Annotated in this window: 13 protein-coding genes; 9 read left to right on the top strand and 4 right to left on the bottom strand. The window is 62.1% G+C overall.

Going from position 1 to position 21,330, the window contains the following annotated elements:
* Positions 1-213: 213 nt before the first annotated feature.
* The 8 genes from E5K02_RS06835 to E5K02_RS06800 all read left to right on the top strand — a co-directional run bounded on the left by E5K02_RS06835 (position 214) and on the right by E5K02_RS06800 (position 13,565).
* Positions 214-1,407: an aldose epimerase family protein gene (locus tag E5K02_RS06835; protein WP_135393343.1), complete on the top strand. Its 1,194-nt coding sequence runs from the start codon at positions 214-216 to the stop codon at positions 1,405-1,407.
* 120 nt (positions 1,408-1,527) lie between these two features.
* Positions 1,528-3,261 (top strand): ribulokinase, encoded by a 1,734-nt coding sequence (locus E5K02_RS06830; protein ID WP_135393341.1) that lies wholly within the window; start codon positions 1,528-1,530, stop codon positions 3,259-3,261.
* Positions 3,258-3,959 (top strand): L-ribulose-5-phosphate 4-epimerase, encoded by a 702-nt coding sequence (locus E5K02_RS06825; protein ID WP_135393339.1) that lies wholly within the window; start codon positions 3,258-3,260, stop codon positions 3,957-3,959. Before E5K02_RS06830 ends, E5K02_RS06825 begins: the two co-directional genes overlap by 4 nt.
* A 108-nt stretch (positions 3,960-4,067) precedes the next feature.
* Entirely contained in the window at positions 4,068-5,558 is a 1,491-nt protein-coding gene (gene araA / locus E5K02_RS06820) for an L-arabinose isomerase (protein WP_135393337.1), read from the top strand.
* Positions 5,559-5,731: 173 nt separating this feature from the next.
* Positions 5,732-7,432, top strand: coding sequence for a sodium:solute symporter family transporter (locus E5K02_RS06815; RefSeq protein WP_135393335.1), 1,701 nt, complete (start codon positions 5,732-5,734; stop codon positions 7,430-7,432).
* A 175-nt stretch (positions 7,433-7,607) separates the two neighbouring features.
* On the top strand, positions 7,608-9,377 hold the full coding sequence (locus E5K02_RS06810; RefSeq protein WP_135393333.1) for a family 43 glycosylhydrolase: 1,770 nt from the start codon (positions 7,608-7,610) through the stop codon (positions 9,375-9,377).
* A gap of 99 nt (positions 9,378-9,476) precedes the next feature.
* Entirely contained in the window at positions 9,477-11,336 is a 1,860-nt protein-coding gene (locus E5K02_RS06805) for an NPCBM/NEW2 domain-containing protein (RefSeq protein ID WP_135393331.1), read from the top strand.
* 180 nt (positions 11,337-11,516) lie between these two features.
* Positions 11,517-13,565 (top strand): glycoside hydrolase family 127 protein, encoded by a 2,049-nt coding sequence (locus E5K02_RS06800; protein WP_135393329.1) that lies wholly within the window; start codon positions 11,517-11,519, stop codon positions 13,563-13,565.
* Positions 13,566-13,644: 79 nt separating this feature from the next.
* Here E5K02_RS06800 and tkt read toward each other — a convergent pair whose 3' ends face one another.
* Together tkt and E5K02_RS06790 are read right to left on the bottom strand one after the other, a co-directional pair.
* Entirely contained in the window at positions 13,645-15,696 is a 2,052-nt protein-coding gene (gene tkt, locus E5K02_RS06795; RefSeq protein ID WP_262709835.1) for a transketolase, read from the bottom strand.
* Between the two features lie 141 nt (positions 15,697-15,837).
* Complete coding sequence (locus E5K02_RS06790) at positions 15,838-16,821, bottom strand: arabinan endo-1,5-alpha-L-arabinosidase (RefSeq protein ID WP_135393327.1); 984 nt, start codon at positions 16,819-16,821, stop codon at positions 15,838-15,840.
* Between the two features lie 300 nt (positions 16,822-17,121).
* Between E5K02_RS06790 and E5K02_RS06785 the strand changes: the two genes are divergently transcribed.
* Positions 17,122-17,994, top strand: coding sequence for an RICIN domain-containing protein (locus tag E5K02_RS06785; RefSeq protein ID WP_135393325.1), 873 nt, complete (start codon positions 17,122-17,124; stop codon positions 17,992-17,994).
* A gap of 88 nt (positions 17,995-18,082) precedes the next feature.
* Here E5K02_RS06785 and E5K02_RS06780 read toward each other — a convergent pair whose 3' ends face one another.
* Positions 18,083-20,239: an alpha-galactosidase gene (locus E5K02_RS06780; protein ID WP_135393323.1), complete on the bottom strand. Its 2,157-nt coding sequence runs from the start codon at positions 20,237-20,239 to the stop codon at positions 18,083-18,085.
* Between the two features lie 96 nt (positions 20,240-20,335).
* Complete coding sequence (locus tag E5K02_RS06775) at positions 20,336-21,328, bottom strand: glycoside hydrolase family 43 protein (protein ID WP_135393321.1); 993 nt, start codon at positions 21,326-21,328, stop codon at positions 20,336-20,338.
* Positions 21,329-21,330 lie beyond the last annotated feature (2 nt).

Genomic DNA, 21,330 nt, shown 5'->3' with positions numbered 1-21,330 from the left:
ATTGTGCTAATTCAAAAGCTTTTTTTACTTTACACATCTATTTGCTTGCCACAGGCAGTTACTAAAGCCCGTTGTCTTGTGACTTGCTTTTGTAAATAGCTGTATATAAATGATATATGCCTTGAGTGTGTTTACACAATCCATTGTTTTGTTACTCATTGCCGCAAAAACTCTGTTCGCTCTGCCTCTTCATTCCTGCTCATCCCGCTTTTCATGCTCCACACTTCCCGTTCTGCGTCCCTAACTGGTAGCCTGCTAGGCCTGGCAGGGTTGCTGGCTTTTGCTAGCTGCAATCAATCGGCTCCCGCTGAGCAGAATAGCACGGCTTCGGCCGCTGCCTCCGACTCGACCCATACCGCCGTGCCCACTTCAGCTTCCTTTGGCAAAACCCAGGCCGGCACCGAGGTGCAGCTGTACACGCTCACCAATGCCCACGGCCTGCAAGCCACTATTTCCACCTACGGCGGCATCGTCACCAGCCTGCGGGTGCCCGACAAAGCCGGCCAGCTCGGCGACATCGTGCTGGGCTTCGACAACGTGAGCGGCTACCAGAGCCCGGAGTACCAGAAAGCGGGCCCCTACTTCGGGGCCCTGATTGGGCGCTACGGCAACCGCATCCAGGGCGGGCAGTTTCGCCTCGAGGGCCAGACCTATACGCTGGCCAAGAACAACGGACCGAACCACCTGCACGGCGGTCTGCAGGGTTTCGACAAGGTGATCTGGCAGGCCCAGCCCGGCACGTCGGCCGAGGGGCAAACCCTGCGCCTGACCTACACGAGCAAAGACGGGGAGGAAGGCTACCCCGGCCAGCTGGCCGTCACCGTGGTCTACACGCTCACCAACGACGATGCGCTGAAAATCGACTACTCGGCCACTACCGACAAGGCCACGCCCGTCAACCTGACCAACCACAGCTACTTTAACCTGGGTGGGAGCAAGGACGTGCTGGGCCACGAGGTAACCATTCCGGCCGACCGCTACACGGTAGTGGATGCCGGCCTGATTCCGACCGGGGAGCTGCGCCCGGTGAAAGGCACGCCCTTTGACTTCACGACGCCCCACACCATCGGCGAGCGGATTGCCCAGGTGCCCGGCGGCTACGACCACAACTGGGTGCTGAACCAGACCTCGGGAATGCACGCCGCCGCTACCGTGTATGAGCCGACCTCGGGCCGCACCATGGAGGTAAAGACCACGGAACCGGGCGTGCAGTTCTATACCGGCAACTTCCTGGACGGCACCCTGAAAGGCAAGCGGGGCACGGTTTACGGCAAGCACGCGGGCTTCTGCCTGGAAACCCAGCACTTCCCCGACTCGCCCAACCAGCCCAAGTTCCCCAGCACCACCCTGCAGCCCGGCCAGACGCTGAAATCGACCACCACGTACACCTTTGGCGTACGGAAGTAAAGGCTGATACAGGCAGAGCCGGATCGGCAGCGCCCCGCTACTCCCGAATAAAGCCGCTGCCTTCTGCTTCCTGACTTCCCCGGATTCCTGATTTCCTCACTTCACTAGCTTACCACCCCCGTGCAAACTTCCGACTTCGCCTCTTCTTCTCCGGACACCTACGTTATCGGCATCGACTACGGGACCGACTCCGTGCGGGCCCTGCTGGTGAATGCCCGCACCGGCGCCGAAATAGCCCAGGCCGTGCACCCCTACGCCCGCTGGAAAGAGCAGCGCTACTGCAACGCGGCTAAAAATCAGTTCCGCCAGCACCCCCTCGACCACATCGAAGGCCTGGAGGCCACCGTGCGCCAGGTCGCTAGCCGGGTGCCCGCCGAGCAGATTGTGGGCCTGGCCGTCGACACCACCGGCTCGACGCCCGGCCCCGTGAACGAGCAAGGCGTGGCCCTGGCCCTGCTGCCCGAATTTGCGGAAAACCCCAATGCCATGTTCGTGCTCTGGAAAGACCACACGGCCTTGGCCGAGGCGGCCGAAATCAACCAGAAAGCCCGCACCTGGGGCGGCGAGGATTACACCAAGTTCGAAGGCGGCATCTACTCCTCGGAGTGGTTCTGGGCCAAGATCATGCACGTGACCCGCCAGGACGAGGCCGTGGCCCAGGCCGCCTACTCCTGGATGGAGCACTGCGACTGGCTGACGCTGCTGCTCACCGGCGCCGACCTGCCCACCTTCAAGCGCAGCCGCTGCGCCGCCGGCCACAAGGCTATGTGGCACCACAGCTGGGGCGGCCTGCCGATGGAGCATTTTATCGTAGAATTGGAGCCCAAGCTTACCCTGTTGCGCGGCCACCTCTACCAGGACACGTTTACGGCCGACGAAGTAGCCGGCCACCTTTCCGAGGAGTGGGCTACCCGCCTGGGCCTGACTACCAACACCGTGGTGGCCGTGGGCACCTTCGATGCCCACGCCGGCGCCGTGGCCGGGGAAATCGAGGCCTACTCGATGGTGAAAGTAATGGGCACCAGCACCTGCGACATCGTGGTGGCGCCCATGGACGAAGTAGGGGAGAAGCTCGTGCCCGGCATCTGCGGGCAGGTCGACGGCTCGGTAATCCCCGGCATGCTGGGTCTGGAAGCCGGGCAGTCGGCCGTGGGTGATTTGCTGGCCTGGTTCCGCCAGGTAATCGAGTGGCCCCTGCAAACGATGCTGGCCTCCTCCAAGGTGCTGAGCGCCGAGCAGCAAGCGGCCCTGCGCCAGGAAATGAGCGACAACATGATGGTGGAGCTCAACAAGGCGGCCGCCGCCGTCGACCCCGATGAATCCCAGGTGCTGGCCCTGGACTGGGTGAACGGCCGCCGCACGCCCGACGCCAACCAGGCCCTGAAAGGTGCCCTGATGAACCTGACCATGGGCACCTCGGCCCCGCACATTTTCCGGGCCCTGGTAGAATCCATTTGCTACGGCTCCCGGCAGATTGTGGAGCGTTTTGAGCAGGAAGGCATTCCGATCAAGCAGGTCATTGGCCTGGGCGGGGTAGCCAAGAAGTCGGCCTTTATGATGCAGACCCTGGCCGACGTGCTCAACCGCCCGATTAAAGTAGCTGAGTCGGACCAGGCCCCGGCCCTGGGCGCGGCCATGTACGCGGCTGTGGCCGCCGGGGTGCACGCCAACGTGGTTTCGGCCCAAAAAGCCATGGGCAACGGCTTTGCCGAAACCTACGAGCCCAACCCCGCCCGTGTGGCCGACTACCAGCGCCGCTACGAGCAGTACCAGGCCTTTGGGCAGTATGTAGAACAGGCCACCGAGCTGCGCGCAGGCGAAGTAGCCGAAACCGAATTGGTCGACCACGCATGAGTCAGTATCAAGAGTTAAAGCAGGCCTGCTACGAGGCCAACATGCAGCTGCCCGAGCTCGGGCTGGTGCTCTTCACCTTCGGCAACGCCAGCGTGGTCGACCGGGAGAAGCGGGTGTTTGCCATCAAGCCCAGCGGCGTGCCCTACGCCACGCTCCGGCCCGAGGATATCGTCATCGTCGACTTTGCCAACAACGTTGTAGAAGGCTCCAAGCGGCCTTCGTCGGACACCAAAACCCACGCCGTGCTTTACGCGCACTGGGAACACATCGGCGGCATCGTGCACACGCACAGCACCTACGCCACGGCCTGGGCCCAGGCGCAGCTCGACATCCCGATTCTGGGCACCACCCATGCCGACCACCTCACGGCCGACATTCCCTGCGCCCCGCCCATGGACGACGCCATGATAGCCGGCGACTACGAGCACCAGACCGGCTGGCAGATCATCAACGAGTTTCAGCGGCGGGGCCTCTCGCCCGCGGAGGTGGAGATGGTGCTGCTCAGCAACCACGCGCCCTTCACCTGGGGCAAAACCGTGGACAAGGCCGTTTACCACAGCGCCGTGCTGGAAGAGGTAGCCCGCATGGCCTACCTCAGCTGCACCCTGCGCCCCGACGTGCCCCGCCTCAAGGACGCCCTGATTCAGAAGCACTACGACCGCAAGCACGGGCTGCATTCTTACTACGGCCAAAGCTAACAGGCGCTTTCCCCTCCCCGGCGCGGGAGGGGAAAGCTGGCTCTGGAAGTAAGAGCCCACTAAAACGATTTTTCAAGACCACCCAAAGGGTTTCCACCTCCGCATACCATGATTGACATTTCCACCTACGAAGCCTGGTTTATCACCGGCAGCCAGCACCTCTACGGCCCCGAAACCCTGGAGCAGGTAGCCCAGCATTCCCAGCAGATTGCCGAAGCTCTCGGCTCGGCCCTGCCCATCAAGATTGTGTATAAGCCCGTACTGACCGGGCCCGACGAGATTTATAAGCTCGTGCAGGAAGCCAACACCACGGCCAACTGCGTGGGCTTAATTGCCTGGATGCACACCTTCTCGCCGGCCAAGATGTGGATCAACGGCCTGAAGATTCTGCAGAAGCCCCTGGCCCACCTGCACACCCAGTTCAACCGCGACATTCCGTGGTCCGACATTGACATGGACTTCATGAACACCAACCAGTCGGCCCACGGCGACCGGGAGTTTGGCTTCATCGGGGCCCGTATGAAGTTGAAGCGCAAAGTAGTAGTAGGCCACTGGCAGAGCCCGGACGTGCACGAGCGCCTGAGCATCTGGGCCCGCGCGGCCTCGGCCTGGGCCGACTGGCAGGGGGCCCGCATCGTGCGCTTCGGCGACAACATGCGCTACGTGGCCGTAACCGAAGGCGACAAAGTGGAAGCCGAACTCAAGTTTGGCTACTCGGTGAACACCTACGGCATCGGGGATTTGGTAGCCGTCATTAACGCCGCCACCGACGAGCAGGTCAACGAGCTGCTGGCCACCTACGAGCAGGAATACGAGCTGGCCGACTCGCTCAAGGAAGGCGGGGAGCAGCGGGAAAGCCTGCGCGAGGCGGCTAGAATCGAAGTGGGCATGCGCAAGTTCTTGCAGGACACCAAGGCCATCGGCTTCACCGACACCTTCGAGGATTTGCACGGCATGGCCCAGCTGCCCGGCATTGCCACCCAACGGCTAATGGCCGAAGGTTACGGCTTCGGTGGCGAGGGCGACTGGAAAACCTCGGCCCTGGTGCGGGCTATGAAGGTGATGGGCGCGGGCCTGCCCGGCGGCAACTCCTTTATGGAAGACTACACCTACCACTTCCAGCCCGGCAACGAGCTGGTGCTGGGCTCCCACATGCTGGAAATCTGCCCCACCATTGCTGAGGGCAAAGCCAAGGTGGAAGTGCACCCGCTGGGCATCGGCGGCAAGGCCGACCCGGCCCGCCTGGTGTTCAACTGCCCCGCCGGCCCGGCCCTGAATGCCACCATCGTGGACTTGGGCCACCGGTTCCGCCTGGTGGTAAACGAAGTGGAGGCCGTGGCGCCCGAGCAGGACCTGCCCAAGCTGCCCGTAGCCCGGGTGCTCTGGAAAGTGAAGCCCAGCCTGAGCGTAGGCGCGGCGGCCTGGATTCTGGCCGGCGGCGCCCACCACACCGGCTACAGCCAAAACCTGACGGCCGAATACCTGGAAGACTTCGCCGAAATGGCCGGCATCGAGTACGTGCTCATCGACGACGAAACCAAGCTGCGCACCTTCAAAAACGAGCTGCGCTACAACGACGTGGCTTTTGGCCAGCGCTAAGCCTGATTTGTGACGCGCTAAACTAATCCGAACGTCATGCTGAGCTTATCGAAGCATCTCTACCGCTTCGTTGCTCTGGCATCTGAATACCATTGCGGTAAAAATGCTTCGCAGGGCTCAGCATGACGTTCTTTTTGTGCCCCTACTCCTTCTAAATTTCCCACCCGTTTTTCATGCGTAATAACCTTACTACGCTCGATCTGCTGGTCTTTTTCGTGTACTTAATCGGGGTTTCGGCCTACGGTTTTTACATCTACAAGAGCAAGCAAAAGGCCGAGCAAAGCACCAAAGACTACTTCCTGGCCGAAGGCTCCCTGACCTGGTGGGCCATTGGGGCCTCGATGATTGCCTCCAACATTTCGGCCGAGCAGTTTATCGGCATGTCGGGCTCGGGCTTCAAGGTGGGCGTGGCCGTGGCGGCCTACGAGTGGGTGGCCGCCGTGGTGCTCATCATCGTGGCCGTGTTCTTTATGCCGGTGTATCTGAAGAACCACATCTTCACGATGCCCCAGTTTCTGGAGCAGCGCTACAACTCGGCGCTGAGCCTGATTATGAGCATCTTCTGGCTGTTTCTCTACGTGCTGGTCAACCTGACTTCCATTCTCTACCTCGGCGCCCTGGCCCTGAGCAACCTCATTGGCGGCGACAGTTTTCACCTGATTATCGTGCTGCTGGCCGTCTTCTCCCTGCTGATTTCCATCGGCGGCATGAAGGTGGTGGGCTACACTGACGTGGTGCAGGTGGTGGTGCTGGTGGTGGGTGGCCTGGTCACGACCTACATTGCCCTGACGCTGGTCAGTGACCAGTTTGGCCTGGGCGGCGGGGCATTGGCGGGCTTTAATGCCCTGATGGATAAAGCCCCGGACCACTTTCACATGATTTTCGACAAGCCCACGGCCAATACCCCGCAGGTGGAAGTCGACAAGTACCTGGCCCTGCCCGGCATTGCCATGTACTTCGCCGGCCAGTGGATTGTAAACCTGAATTACTGGGGCTGCAACCAGTACATCACGCAACGGGCGCTAGGAGCGGACCTGCACACGGCCCGCACCGGCATCCTGTTTGCCGGCCTGCTCAAGCTCATGATGCCGGTCATTGTGATGCTGCCCGGCATTGCGGCCTACGTGCTCTACAAGAACGGCGGACTGCAGGCCGAAATGTCATCGACGGGCTCCTTCAACTCCGATAACGCCTATTCGGCCATCCTGACCTTCCTGCCCAACGGCCTGAAGGGTCTGAGCATGGCCGCCCTGACGGCCGCCATTGTGGCCTCGTTGGCGGGCAAGGTCAACTCGATTTCGACCATCTTCACCCTCGACATCTACAAGCGCTACCTCAACCCCGCCGCCTCCGAGCAGAAGCAGGTGTGGGTAGGCCGCCTCACCATTCTGGCGGCCGTGGTGCTCAGCGTGGCCATGACCTGGAGGGACCTGCTCGGCATCGGCGGGGAAGGGGGCTTCCAGTTTATTCAGAAGTACACCGGCTTTATTTCGCCCGGCATCCTGGCCATCTTCCTGCTGGGCATGTTCTGGAAGCGCACCACGGCTACGGCCGGCATCGTGGGCATTCTGGCCGGCTTTGCCTTGTCGGTGTTCTTCAACAACTACGCCCCGGCCGTGCTGGGCCCCGAAACCCTGCTCTACACGGCCTTCCGCAACAGCGCCGGCGTCTACGAAATCCCCTTCCTGATCTGTATGGGCCTCTCGTTTGCCATCACCATGGTGCTGATGATAGGCGTGAGCCTGGCCGGCCCGTTGGTAAACCCCAAGGCCATCAGCCTGCCTGCGGGCATGTTCCGGGTCAGCACCCAGACCATGTCGCTCATCGTCGTGACCATGCTGCTGCTCACGGCTTTGTACGTGCGGTTCTGGTAGCGGCGGAGCAGCCGTCAGGCCCACTCTTCTTTCTGAGCTGCTGAAAACAGCCTGCCGCGCAACGCCTACAGGCGCGCGGCCAATTCCACCAAAACGGGGACGTGAACAGGATTCGCGTCCCCGTTTTGGCTTCCGACCCTCGCTCTTTCCTTTTCCCCAACCAATTCCCACCACTATGTTCCTTTCCCCTACTACCGCTGCCCCGGGCGTGCGCCGGGCCACTTCCCGCTTTCTTTCCGGCTGCCGGGCCAGCTACCTGCTGCTCTTGCTCCTGGCCCTGCTCGGGCTGAGCCCCCAGGCCCGCGCCCTGCAGGGCAACGACAACTGCCACGACCCGTCGAGCATCGTCAAGGATGGCAACAAATACTGGATTTTCACCACCGGCCAGGGCATCTACGGCATGTACTCCACCGACCTGGTGAAGTGGGAGTCGGGCCCGCGGCCGGTGTTTGCGGCCGGGGCTTACCCGAGCTGGATCAAGACCAAAGTGCCCGGCTTCACCGGCGACTTCTGGGCCCCGGAGTGCGTGTACCGCAACGGCAAGTTCTACCTCTACTACTCCGTTTCGACCTTCGGCTCCAGCGTCTCGACCATCGGCCTGGCTACCAACGTCACTCTGGACCCGGCTAGTCCCAGCTACCAGTGGGTCGACCAGGGCGAGGTGGTGTCGAGCGGCTCGGGCAGCGCCTGCAACGCCATTGACCCGGCCATCGTGACGGACGCCAGCGGGGGGCTGTGGATGAGCTACGGCTCGTTTTTCAAGGGCATCGGCCTGATTAAGCTGGACGCCACCACCGGCAAACGCTCGGGCACGAGCTTCACCTGGCTGGCCGGCAACGTGGCCGCCGACGGGGTGAGCCGCAGCAACAGCGGCAGTGAGGCGCCCTACATCGTGCGCAACGGCAGCTACTACTATCTGTTCATCAACAAGGGCGCCTGCTGCAACGGCGCCAGCAGCACCTACTACATTCAGGTGGGCCGCTCCACCAGCATTACGGGGCCCTACCGCGACAAAAACGGCGTGGATTTGAACCGCAACGGCGGCACCACCCTCATAGCTACCCAGGGCAACTATGTCGGCCCCGGGCACGTGGGCCTGTACCAGGAAAACGGGGCCAACTTTTTCAGCCACCACTACTACGACTCCAATCAGAACGGCCGGGCCCGCCTGAGCGTGGGCAACCTGGGCTGGGACGCGGCGGCCTGGCCCTTCCTCACCCGCGACTGGCTGGCCGCCGGCCGCTACGTCCTGCGCAACCAAAGCAGCAACCTGGTCTGGGACGCCTGGGGCTGCACCGGGGCCTCGGGCCAAGCCATTGCCCAGGGCACCTACAGCGCCGGCCTGGCCTGCCAGCAGTGGAACCTGACCCCGGACGGCAACGGCGAGTACAAAATTGCCTCGGCCGTAGGGGCGGCCCTGGCGGCCGACGTGGTCAACAACAGTCCCGCCAACGGAGCCAAGCTGCAACTCTACGCCTACAGCGGCATTGCCGGGCAGCGCTTCAAAATTGAGCGGACCAACGCAGGCAACTACGTGGTGTCGTCGGTGAACGGGGGCCGGGTAGTGGAAGTGCCGGGCTGCTCGGCTACGGCCGGCGTGCAGCTGGCCTTGTATGATTATCTGGCCAACAACTGCCAGAAATGGGGTATAGCCCCCGCCCCGGCGGCCCGTGAGGTGCTGGCGGCGCAAACCCCCACGCTCCGCAACGTTTCCGTGTTTCCCAACCCGGCCGAGCTGGGCCGCTTCGTGGTGAGCCTGGACGAAGCAGCCCGCAACACCCCCGTAACCATTACACTAACTGACACCCAGGGCCGGACAATTTACTCGCGCGCTAGTGTGGGAGCCGCAGTAGTTCCGGTAGAAACTGGGCTGCGGGCGGGTCTGTTTCTACTCAGTGTCAGCAGTGCGCAGGGAAGCTACACCCAAAAAGTAGTGCTACAATAATGAAAACGTTGCGGAGAGAAGCTAGGGGTTGCGGAATAGTTTTCCGACTGCCCACTGGCTTCACTCCGCAACAAACAACCTTAAAACCGCAACGCTTCCATGAGAGTTTGCACCCGGTTATTGACGGCCGCAACAATACTGGCTGGTGTTGCGGAACTGCCCGCGGCGGCCCAGCAGAAAGCACCCGCAACCGACTTTCATCAGTGGGCCCTCACGCCGCCCATGGGTTGGAACAGCTGGGACTGCTACGGCCCCACTGTAACCGAGACCGAGGTGAAGGCCAACGCCGATTACCTGGCCAAATATATGCGGAAAAGCGGCTGGGAGTACGTTGTGGTCGATATTCGCTGGTACGTGGGCAACGACACGGCCCACGGCTACAACGAGAAAGACCCCGCCTTCCACCTCGACGCCTACGGCCGCTTCGTGCCCGCGCCCAACCGGTTTCCCTCGGCGGCCGGCGGGCAGGGCTTCAAGCCCCTGGCCGACTATATGCACGCCCGGGGCCTCAAATTTGGCATTCACATCATGCGCGGGGTGCCGGTGGCAGCCGTGCAGCGCCAGCTTCCGATTCTGGGCAGTAAGGCCACGGCGGCCGATATTTACTCCCCGGAAGGGCAGGCCAGCTGGCTCCACGACATGTACACCGTGGTAGCCGGCCGGCCCGGAGCCCAGGAGTACTACAACTCCCTGTTTCAGCTTTACGCCAGCTGGGGCGTCGATTTTGTGAAAGTTGACGACCTTTCCTCGCCCTACCACAAGCCCGAAGTAGAGCTGATTCGCCGGGCCATCGACCGGTGCGGGCGTAAGATCGTGCTCAGCACCTCGCCCGGCGAAACGCCGATTGCCGAGGCCCGGCACGTGCAGGCCCACGCCAATATGTGGCGCACGGTGGGCGACTTCTGGGATTCCTGGGACCAGCTTAAGGAGCATTTCGAAGTCTGCAACCGCTGGGCGCCCTACATCGGGCCCGGCGCCTTTCCCGATGCCGACATGCTGCCCCTGGGCCGTCTGGGCATCCGGGCCGAGCGGGGCGATGACCGGCTGACGCGCTTCACCCCGGACGAGCAGTATACATTGATGAGCTTGTGGAGCATTTTTCGCTCCCCGCTCATGTTTGGCGGTGATTTGCCCAGCAACGACGCCTTCACTTTATCCTTGCTGACCAACCCCGCGGTGCTGGCCGTGCACCGCCACAGCACCCGCAACCGCCAACTGTTCCGCCAAAATGACCTAATTGCCTGGACGGCCGACGACCCCACCACCGGCGACAAATTTCTGGCTTTGTTCAACGCTCAGGACCAGGAGCTGCTGCCTGCTTCGGAAGCCGCTTGGGTTAGTCCCATCATTACGCGCCAGACGCCCGGGCAGGGCCAGGCCGTGGATGTGGATATAACCGGGGCAACGAAGCTCTACCTGAACGTGCGCGACGCCGGCGACGATATTGCCTGGGACCACGCCGACTGGCTCAACCCGGTCCTGAGCAACGGGGCTGGCAAAACCATTGGCCTCAGCTCGGTGCCCTGGCTGAAAGCCTCGGCTGGCTGGGGGCAGGTTACGGCCAACAAAAGCGTATCGGGAGCCGACTTGCAGGTGGCGGGCCAGAAATACGCGCAGGGCATTGGCACCCACTCCAACTCCGTCATTGAATATGAGGTGCCGCTCGGCTTCACCCGTTTACAGGCCACCGCGGGCCTCGACCAGGCCGGTGCCGCGCAGAATACCGGCGGCACCTTGCAGTTTCTGATCTTCACCAAGAACCCCTACCGGCCCGCCCCCGCCGACTCGGCGAAAGTGTCGGTAACGCTGGCCGAGCTGGGGTTGCAAGGCCCCTGCACGGTGCAGAATCTGTGGACGGGTAAAACCACGAGCGGCGTGACGGGCCGGTTTGCCCCGTTCGTGCGCCGCCACGGGGCCAGGCTCTACCGGATTTCCGCCGCTAAAAAAGCTAAAAGCTAACAGCTAGTTCCCCTCCTCAGATGAGGAGGGGCTAGGGGTAGTTGACTTCGCCAGAACGACTTTTTAGAACGAGATTCTAGTAGATGTTCAATGACAAAACCACCCCCAACCCCTCCTTGAAAATAAGAAGGGGAACCAGCTTCTGGCTCCAAGCATCATTTTTACCTTTTTGCCTTTACCATGAAAACCCTTGTTCCTTCTCTGCTGCTGGCCGGTATGCTCAGTGCGCCGGCCTGGGCCCAGGCCGTTAAACGCTCCGACTACCCGATTCAGGCCGTGTCGTTTACCCAGGTGAAGCTGGCCGACTCGTTCTGGCTGCCGCGCCTCAAGACCAACACCGAGGTGACGATTCCGGCCTCGTTTCAGCGCTGCGAGGCGACCAACCGGGTCAAGAACTTCGAAATGGCCGCCGCCCGGCAGGGCAAGTTCGCCACCATCTTTCCCTTCGATGACACCGACATCTACAAAACCATCGAAGGCGCCGCGTACTCGCTCAAGCTCTATCCCGACGAAAAGCTGGACCAGTACATGGACGAGCTGATCCGGAAAGTGGCCGCGGCCCAGGAACCCGACGGCTACCTCTACACGGCCCGCACCATCGACCCGGCCCACCCCCACAACTGGGCCGGGCCCGAGCGCTGGGTGAAGGAGCGGGAACTGAGTCACGAGCTCTACAACTCGGGCCACCTCTACGAAGCCGCCGTGGCCCATTACGAGGCCACCGGTAAGAAAAACCTGCTCGGCATTGCCCTGAAAAACGCCGATTTGGTGTGCTCGGTCTTCGGGCCGGGCAAGCGGGCCGTAGCCCCGGGCCACGAAATCGTGGAAATGGGCCTGGTAAAGCTTTACCGCGTCACGGGCAAGCCCGAGTACCTGAGCACGGCCAAGTTTTTCCTCGACCAGCGCGGCCACTACCAGTACGACCCCAAGAGCCCGGACCCATGGCGCAACGGCTCCTACTGGCAGGACCACAAGCCCGTGGTGGCCCAGAAAGAAGCTGAGGGCCACGCCGTGCGGGCCGAATACCTGTACTCGGCTATGGCTGACGTGGCCGCCCTCACCGGCGACCAGCAGCTGCTCGCCGCCGTGGACAGTATCTGGGAAAATATGGTCAGCAGGAAGCTCTACGTGACCGGCGGCACGGGCGCGGTGCCGGGCGGGGAGCGGTTTGGGGCCAACTACGAGTTGCCCAACACCACGGCCTACAACGAAACCTGCGCCGCGGTGGCCAACGTGTACTGGAACCAGCGCATGTTCCAGCTCCACGGCGAGGCCAAGTACATCGACATCATGGAAAAGGTGCTCTACAACGGCCTGATTTCGGGCGTGGGTCTGGATGGCAAGTCGTTTTTCTACTCCAATGCCATGCAGATTAAAAACAGCGCCAGCTTCCCCCAGACCGAGCCCGCCCGGGCCGGCTGGTTCGACTGCTCCTGCTGCCCCACCAACCTGGCCCGCCTTATGCCGTCCTTGCCGGGCTACGTGTATGCCCAGCGCGGCCGCGACGTGTACGCCAACCTCTTCATCAGCGGCACCACCGACTTGCGGGTCAACAACAAGCCCGTGCGCATCACCCAGCAACACAACTACCCCTGGCAGGGCAACCTCAAATTCACGGTAAACCAAGCGGCTACAGCTGATTTCAACCTGCTCGTGCGCCTGCCCGGCTGGGCCCGGGGCGAGGCCGTGCCGTCCGACCTGTACCGCTTTGCTTCCTCCGAAACGCCCAAAATCACTATTCAGGTGAATGGCAAGCCCACGGAGTACACCACCCGCAACGGCTACGCGGTGCTCAGCCGCAAGTGGCGCCAAAACGACGTAGTAGAAGTACAGCTGCCCATGGACGTGCGTCAGGTGGTGGCCCACCCCAAAGTGCAGGACGACCTGGGCAAGGTGGCGTTGCAGCGCGGCCCGGTGGTGTACTGCGCCGAGTGGAAAGACAACCAGGGCAAAGCCAGTAACCTCATTGTGCCCGCGGCCACGACCTTTACCACGAGCTTCCAACCCCAGGTGCTCAACGGCATCATGCAGCTCCAGGCCACCGTGCCCGCCGTGCAGGTTGATGCGGCCACCACTAGCATCAGCACCACCCGCCAGACGCTGACGGCCATTCCGTACTACGCCTGGGCCAACCGCGGCAAGGGCGAAATGACGGTCTGGTTTCCCCAGCAGCTCACCGACGTCGACCTGATTTCGCGCAAAGCGCCGGAAGTGACGGTCGGTAAATAAACCCGTCTGACTCGGCCCTAAAAAAGCCCCGCGGTACCAGTACCGCGGGGCTTTTTTAGGGCCGAAATTAAGCTGCCGGCTACGACAGCACTTCCTTGGGCTCAATTTCTTCGGGCTCCCCGAGCAACACCCGCTGGGCCTGCTTCACCACGTTGTCCACCGAGAAGCCGAAGTACTCCAGCACGGCCTCGCCCGGGCCCGATTCGCCGAAGCGGTTCATGGAAATAATGGCGCCTTCATCGGTGACGTACTTGTGCCAGCCGATGGGGGAGCCCGCCTCCACGGCCACGCGCTTGCGCACCGCCGACGGCAATACCTGCTGCTGGTAGGCCTTGCTTTGCTTTTCAAACAGCTCCCACGAGGGCAGGCTCACCACGCGGGTCGGCACGCCCTGCTGCTGCAACACCTCCTGGGCCTGCATCACCAACGCAACTTCCGAGCCCGTGGCCAGCAAGATCAGCTGGGGCTCACCACCCTGGGCTTCGCTCAGGATGTAGCCGCCCTTGGCCACGCCCTCCCGGGCCGAGCCGTACTTCTGCTGATCCAGCACCGGCAGCTTCTGGCGCGACAAAATCAGTACCACCGGCGACTTGGGCGTGGTCAGGGCCACGCGCCAGGCTTCCACGGTTTCGTTGGCATCGGCCGGGCGTAGCACCACAATGTTGGGAATGGTGCGCAGGGCCGCTACCTGTTCTACCGGCTGGTGAGTAGGGCCGTCTTCGCCCAGCCCGATGCTGTCGTGGGTAAAGACGAACGTGGCCGCCGACTCGGCCAGGGCCGTGAGGCGGATGGCCCCGCGCATGTAGTCGGAGAACGTCAGGAAGGTGCCGCCGTAGGTGCGCACCCCGCCGTGGTGGGCCATGCCGTTCATGGCCCCGCCCATGGCGTGCTCGCGCACCCCAAACCAGATGTTGGTGTGCGCATACGAGCCGGGCTGGAAGCTCGCGTCCCCGCCGGTGGGCATTTCGTTGGAACTAGCCAGGTCGGCCGAGCCCCCGAACAGGAAAGGCACGGTTTGCTTGAGCGCATTGAGCGCCTTGCCCGAGGCCTGGCGGGTGGCCAAGGCCCCGTCGGCGGGGGTGAAAACGGGCAGCGAGGCGTCCCAGCCCGCGGGGAGCTCTCCCGCGAAGGAAGTCCGGAACAGCTCTCCCTCTGCCGGATACTTCTGCTGGTACGCCTCTAATTGCTGCTGCCATTCGGCCTGAAGCTGCGCGCCGCGCTGCCCGGCTTCCGCCAGGTGGGTACGCACCTCCTCGGGCACGACAAAGGTGGCTTCGGGGTCAAAGCCGAAAAATTCTTTGGCCTTTTTCAGGTTGTCGGCGCCTAGGGGCGAGCCGTGCACCTTGCTGGTGCCTTCCTGGGGACTGCCGTAGCCAATGATGGTTTTAACCGAAATAATAGACGGCCGCTCCGTTTCCTGTTGGGCAGCTTGAATGGCGGCCTCGATGGCGTCGAGGTCGTTGCCGTCGGCCACGCGCTGGGTGTGCCAGCCGTAGGCCTTGAAACGGGCCAGGGCATCTTCCGTGTAGGAAAGGTTGGTGGGCCCGTCGAGGCTGATGTCGTTGTCGTCGTAGAGATAGATGAGCTTGCCCAGCTTCAGGTGCCCAGCCAGCGAAGCGGCTTCGGCCGCAATGCCCTCCATCAGGTCGCCGTCGCTGACAATGGCGTAGGTGTAGTGGTCCTGCAGTACGTGGCCTTCTTTGTTGTAAACGGCAGCCAGGTGCGCTTCGGCCATGGCCATGCCTACGCCGTTGGCAAAGCCCTGCCCGAGCGGGCCCGTGGTTACTTCCACGCCAGGCGTCAGGTTCGATTCGGGGTGGCCGGGCGTCTTAGAGTGCATCTGGCGAAACGCCTTCAGATCGTCGAGCGACACGTCGTAGCCGTAGAGGTGAAGCAGGCTGTAGAGCAGGGCCGAGCCGTGGCCGGCCGACAGCACGAACCGGTCCCGGTTGGGCCACTTGGGGTCCTGGGGATTAAAGCGCAGAAAGCGCGAAAACAGCACGTAGGCCATCGGCGCGGCGCCCAGGGGCAGGCCGGGGTGGCCGGAGTTGGCTGCCTGCACCATGTCTACCGAGAGCAGGCGAATGGTGTTGACACTGAGTTCGGCGGGGGCAGTGGTTGGCGTGTTCACAGAATAGGAGGAAAGGTGAAAGGAAAGACGTCTTGAAAAGGAAGCTACGCAGGGCGCAGGAAAGTATCTGAGTAGGAGGGCCGGCTGCCTGAGAAAAAGGCGGCTCTTCGTTGCCGCGCTAAGCAACTTGCTCCTAACTGCTTAAGGCTGTACTACGGGCCAGCCGGCCGGGTTCCAGCTGAGCTTTTCCAGGCGCAGCTTGGAGTGGCCCTTGTCGGCGGCGTCGTAGCCGTGGAAGACCAGGTAATCCTGGTTGTCGAAGGTGTAGACGGAGTTGTGGCCCAGGCCAAACCAGTTTTTGTCGCCGGCCAGCACCAGGGTGCCGCCGCCCTGGTCGAGGGGTACGCCGGCCTGGTCGAGGTAGGGGCCCGTCACGGTTTTGGCCCGGCCCACCATGATTTTATAGGTGCTTTGGGGGCCCCGGCAGCAGTAGTCAAACGAGGTAAACAGATAATAGTAAGCGCCTTTGCGAAAAATAAAGGGGGCTTCAATGGCGCCGTCGCCGGGCAGCGAATCGTTGAGCTTCGGGTCGCGGGGGCGCCGGGCCAGGGTACGCCAGTGTTCGGGCTGGGCCGGGGCCGTCAGGTCGGCACGCAGCTTGACCAGCTTGATGCCGTCCCAGAACGAGCCGAACGACAGCCAGGGCGTGCCGGCCTCGTCCCGAATCAGATTGGGGTCAATGGCATTCCACATGTCGCGCCCCGGCACCGACTGCACCACCCGGCCGTGGTCGACCCACTTATAGTTCGGCGACTTGGGATTCAGGGTTGTATTGGTAGCCAGCCCGATGCAGGAGGTGTTTTTGCCAAAGGCCGACACTGAATAAAACAAGGAGTATACCCCGTTGTGGTAGGAGATATCGGGGGCCCAGATGTGGTTTTTGAAGCCCGGAACCGCCTGCGTGGCCCAGGCCGGGGCGGTAGCAAACACGGGCTTCTCCCGGGTCCACGTCTGCCGGTCCTTCGACGACCACACTGCAATGCCCGGGCCGGTGCAATACATATAATACGTGCCATCCTGCCGCATCATGACCGGGTCGTGGGCGGCAATAAGGGCTGGGGCAGTCTGGGCCCGGAGCAACAGCGGCCAGCTGGCCAGCAGCAGAACAAGCGTACAGATCTTCATGCGATGCAAATGCGTAAACGATTGTGTATTCATAGTGTCAGATTGCAACGGAGTCTACCCTAGCTATAGAGGCCAACACTGCCTGCGAAGGCGGGTATACCACTTCCCACAGCCCATTAGGGAGCTGTAGCTGAAAGCAATTAAGCGTGTTCCGAGAAATAAAGTTAGCACAATCGTTTGTGTTAATTGCAAATTACTTTATCATTACTCAACAAATCTGTTGGGCCCCGGCCCCCGGCTCTTCGTCTCCAGAGCCGATCCTAATCATACGCTTCATTCACACTCATCCCAACAATTCCCATGCAAAAACCACTACTCACCCGATTCGCCACTGCTCTTGGCTTACTGGGCCTCAGCCTGGGCGCCCACGCCCAAGGGCCCATCACCAACGGAGGCACCTACAAAATAACCCACTACGGGGTCGTGGCCGATAATTCGGCCGAGGCTTTCGGGGTACCAGCCGGCACGCCCTTGTGCCTGGATGTCAACTTGAATTCTCCCGACGCTGGCGCCACGGTGGGCCAGTGGGGCGACAATGGGTTGGATGCCCAGCGCTTTATTTTCGAGCTGCAAGCCGACGGTTCCTACAAGCTGCGCCACAAAGGCACGGTGATGTACCTGCAGCCGGTGGGGCTGAGCAAAGTAGCCGGCACCCGCATCGAGCAAAACGTGCTGCTGGCGGCCAACGACGACGCCCAGCGGTGGTTTATTACCGACCCCAACAGCAATGGGCGCTACAAGTTCACGCTTAAGAATTCGGCCAATGCGCAGGGCGTTTCGCAGGTGCTGGAAGTTGGCTTTGGCAGCCCCGCCCCGGGTGCGCCGGTCAACTTATGGGACGACAACGGCTTTGAGCCCGCCCAGCGCTGGGTGTTGTCGCGCATTGTGCTGTCGAACAAAAACAAGGCGGAGACGGAGCTGTGGCTAAGGGCTTTCCCGAACCCCGTAGCCCAGGGCCAGCAGGTGAGCCTGCAGGTAGAAGCCCAGCACCGCGGGCCCGCCCAGGTGCAGCTGCTCGATATGCTGGGCCGGCCGGTGCACAGCCAGGCGGCGGAACTGGCCGCGGGCGGCAACCCATTGACGCTGAACACGGCCGCCCTGGCCCCGGGCCTCTACCTGGTGCGCCTCACGCAGGGCGAGATGGTGCAGCAAACCCGGGTGGTGGTGCACTAAACCACGGAACAATGTTACGGGTAACCAAAAAAGCCTGCTCAACTAGAGCAGGCTTTTTTGGTGGTAACTTTCAACCTGTAGCAGGCTTTTACTCAGCCGTCAGCTCCAGCATATGACTGGTCAGGGCCGGGGCATTATAGCGGCCCACGGCAATACCGACCTGCATCAGGTAGTCGCCGGAATACGTGTGCCCGTTGGCGGCCAGTTCGGATTTGGTATCCGGCATCAGACCTATTTCCGTTACCCGGTAACGCCGGGCCGGGTCGAGCCCCTGCAGGCGGACGGGCAGGACTTGCTCGTTGCTGCGGGTGTGCAGGTTGTAGCCGAACAGGACGGCCTTGGCTTTGGCTTCATCTACGTAGAGCACCGCGGCCTGATTGCCTTCGTACGGGGAGCGGAGGCGGTACTGGTCGCCCTGCCAGATAACCGGGCTCAGGCGCTTGTAGTCCCGCACGGCCTGCTGGCTGTAGAGCAGTTCCTGGGGCGTCATTTTGCTGACCTCAAGGTCGTAGCCCAGCTTGCCCATCATGGCCACATCGGTGCGGAACTTGATGGAGTGCTGCCGGTTCCAGTTGGTCACGTGGCTGGCCAGTGTGTTGGCGGGGAAGAAGTTGGAAAAGCCCCACTGGATATAGATTCGCTCCACGGCGTCGGTGTTGTCGGAAGGCCAGAACTCGGTGAAGTACCGAAGGCCGCCGTAGTCGGCCCGGGCCCCGCCGCCCGAACAAAGCATCATGGGCACATGGGGGTACTTCTGGCGCACCCGATCCAATACTTGGTAGAGCCCCAGCACGTAGTCGATGTAGAGGTGGGACTGGTCTTTGCCCAGGTACTTGGAATACCCGTTGGTAATCATGCGGTTACAGTCCCACTTAATATAAGCCACGTTCTGCCGGAGCTGCTCATCTACCACCGAAAAGACAAAGTCCTGCACGCGGGGGTTGGTCAGGTCCAGCACGAGCTGCTGGCGGCTGTAGTCCTCGGGCCGGTTGGGCAGCTTCAGAATCCAGTCGGGGTGCTTTTCATACAGCTCACTCTTCGGGTTCACCATTTCGGGCTCTATCCAGAGGCCAAACTGGATGCCTTCTTTGCCGGCCGTTTGCACCAGGTGACCCACGCCGTTGGGTAGCTTGCTGTGGGTCGGCTGCCAGTCGCCCAGGCCCTGGGTATCGTCTTTGCGCGGGTACTTATTGCCAAACCAGCCGTCGTCGAGTAGAAATAAGTCTACGCCCAGCTTGGCCGCGTCGCCCATGAGGCGGTCCAGCTTGGCCTCGTCGAAATCGAAGTACGTGGCCTCCCAGTTGTTGAGCAGCGTCAGGCGGGGTTGGGTGCCGTCGAGCACGCCGTAGCGGCGGGCCCAGCGGTGCAGGTTCCGTGAGGCTTGCCCTTTGCCCTGGGTGCTGTAGGTGTAAATAAACGCGGGCGTGGTAAAGGTCTGCTTGGCGGGCAGCGTGTACTCGGAAGCGTAGGGGTTGATGCCCGCCGACAGGCGCAGGGTATTGACGGAGCTCACCTCAAAAGCAAACCGGAAATTGCCCGTCCAGGCCAGGGTGCCGGCCAGTACCTCGCCGCTGGTTTCAGTAGCCGGCCGGTTGAGACCCAGAAAGAAAACGGGCGTTTGGGTCCAGGCGGCGCGGGTGCCCAGCTTGGTATCCATCACCTTGATGCCGCTGGTGAGCTGACTTTCCTCCTGGCCGGCTTCCCGGGTCCAGTCGCCCGCAAACTGGGTGAGCCAGTACTGCCGGGCATTCAGGTGCAGCATAGACGAGGCGTAGGCCGTTAGCACCACGGGCTTTTTTTCCTGGTGCCGGATTTCCGTCCAGGTCTTCAGAACATCTTCCTCGTAGTAGGCCGCCACGTGCAGCAGCACTTCCACGGGGTACTGCGGGTCGCGCAGCCGAACCACGGTTTCGGTAACGTCGGCGCTGATTTTAGCGGATTGTTGCTCGACAAACGCCAGGCTCAGGGACGGGTTTCCGTCGGCGTGGACGACCCGCAGGGCGGGCTCCAGCAGGTTGTCGGTACCCGCCGGCACGTAGGCCTCGTTGCGCTGCGGCAGCTGCTGGTACTCCTGGGCATTGGCCAGCCGGGTACCCAAATACGTCTGGTACAGCCGCTGATTATTGCCCACGGCCAGCACCAGGCTCACGTGCTGCGTCTCGATGACGATGGGAGCAGGCTGCTGGCCCATAACCGGCGCCAGGATGCCCAGGAGCAGTGCGCAACTGAGGGCGAATTTTAACATGAGGAAGGGAAACAAAGTAAGAGTACCCGCAAAAATAGAGCGTCGCGCTTCAGCACTGCTGCGCACGACGCTCTATTTTCTGCTGGCCCTAGCTGGCTACCTGGCGGCTTTCACGCCTTCGGTGGTCATCACGACGCGCTTCATGGTGCCGTCCTTGTTGTACTCGAGCTTGTCGATGCACACCGAGCGGCGGAACGAGCCCCCGTCGGTCGGTATGCTGCCGTTGTGGTAGATGAAGTAGCTCTGGCCTTTGAAGTCGATAATGGACTGGTGGTTGGTGTTGGAATTGCCGGCCACCTCGTTCAGAATGCCCTTGAACTCCCACGGCCCCTCGATGCTGCGGCTCATGGCGTAGGCAATCTTCTCGGGAAACTGATACGCGTAGCTCAGGTAATACCAGTTGCCCCGCTTGTGCACCCAGGGCGCCTCCGTGAACCGCGGCAGGGTGGTCACCTTGTTGATGGGCCCGTCCAGCTCGGTCATGTTGGCCTTGAGCTTGGCCCAGTAGCAGATCGTGTTGCCCCAGTAGAGGTAGGCCTGGCCCTTGTCGTCCACAATAACCGTTGGGTCGATGTCGTCCCAGCTGATTTTGGCCTCGGTGGTCATGTCGTTGGTAATCAGGGCCGAGCCCCGGGCATCGACGAAGGGGCCGGTGGGGCTGTCGGATACGGCCACGCCAATGGCTTTGCCCGGAATACTGCCGTGCTCCACGGCCGCGTACCAGTAGAACTTGCCGCCCCGCTCCACCACCTGCGAGGCCCAGGCGTCGTCCTTGGCCCAGGCAAAGGCCTTCACGTGCAGCGGTGAGGGGTGTTCTTGCCAATGCACCATGTCCTGGGAAGAGTAGCACAGCCAGTCGTGCATCACGTAGCGGTCCTGCCGGGCCGGGGCTTCGTCGTGGCCGGTGTAGAGGTACACGGTGCCCTTGTGCACCAGGGCAGCCGGGTCGGCCGTGTACTTGTCTTTAATAATAGGGTTGCCCGCCACGGGTTCGGGCAAGGCCTGGGCCACCGCCCCGAAGGGCACCAGCAGCAGGGTAGTGGCGGCCAGCCGGCGCAGGCTGGCCGCAGATGGTAGTACGGTTTTCATAC

It is taken from the genome of Hymenobacter metallicola, assembly GCF_004745645.1.
Lineage (GTDB): Bacteria > Bacteroidota > Bacteroidia > Cytophagales > Hymenobacteraceae > Hymenobacter > Hymenobacter metallicola.
Note: the sequence above shows the minus strand (reverse complement) of the source record. Positions and strands in the feature narration are given on the sequence as shown.

Excerpts from the sequence above, each read along its gene's own strand:
- E5K02_RS06825 (WP_135393339.1), top strand. The coding sequence starts at position 3,258 with ATGAGTCAGTATCAAGAGTTAAAGCAGGCCTGCTACGAGGCCAACATG.
- araA (WP_135393337.1), top strand. The coding sequence starts at position 4,068 with ATGATTGACATTTCCACCTACGAAGCCTGGTTTATCACCGGCAGCCAG.
- E5K02_RS06780 (WP_135393323.1), bottom strand. The coding sequence starts at position 20,239 with ATGTTAAAATTCGCCCTCAGTTGCGCACTGCTCCTGGGCATCCTGGCG.
- E5K02_RS06810 (WP_135393333.1), top strand. The coding sequence starts at position 7,608 with ATGTTCCTTTCCCCTACTACCGCTGCCCCGGGCGTGCGCCGGGCCACT.
- E5K02_RS06815 (WP_135393335.1), top strand. The coding sequence starts at position 5,732 with ATGCGTAATAACCTTACTACGCTCGATCTGCTGGTCTTTTTCGTGTAC.
- E5K02_RS06800 (WP_135393329.1), top strand. The coding sequence starts at position 11,517 with ATGAAAACCCTTGTTCCTTCTCTGCTGCTGGCCGGTATGCTCAGTGCG.
- E5K02_RS06790 (WP_135393327.1), bottom strand. The coding sequence starts at position 16,821 with ATGAAGATCTGTACGCTTGTTCTGCTGCTGGCCAGCTGGCCGCTGTTG.
- E5K02_RS06805 (WP_135393331.1), top strand. The coding sequence starts at position 9,477 with ATGAGAGTTTGCACCCGGTTATTGACGGCCGCAACAATACTGGCTGGT.
- E5K02_RS06775 (WP_135393321.1), bottom strand. The coding sequence starts at position 21,328 with ATGAAAACCGTACTACCATCTGCGGCCAGCCTGCGCCGGCTGGCCGCC.
- E5K02_RS06835 (WP_135393343.1), top strand. The coding sequence starts at position 214 with ATGCTCCACACTTCCCGTTCTGCGTCCCTAACTGGTAGCCTGCTAGGC.
- E5K02_RS06785 (WP_135393325.1), top strand. The coding sequence starts at position 17,122 with ATGCAAAAACCACTACTCACCCGATTCGCCACTGCTCTTGGCTTACTG.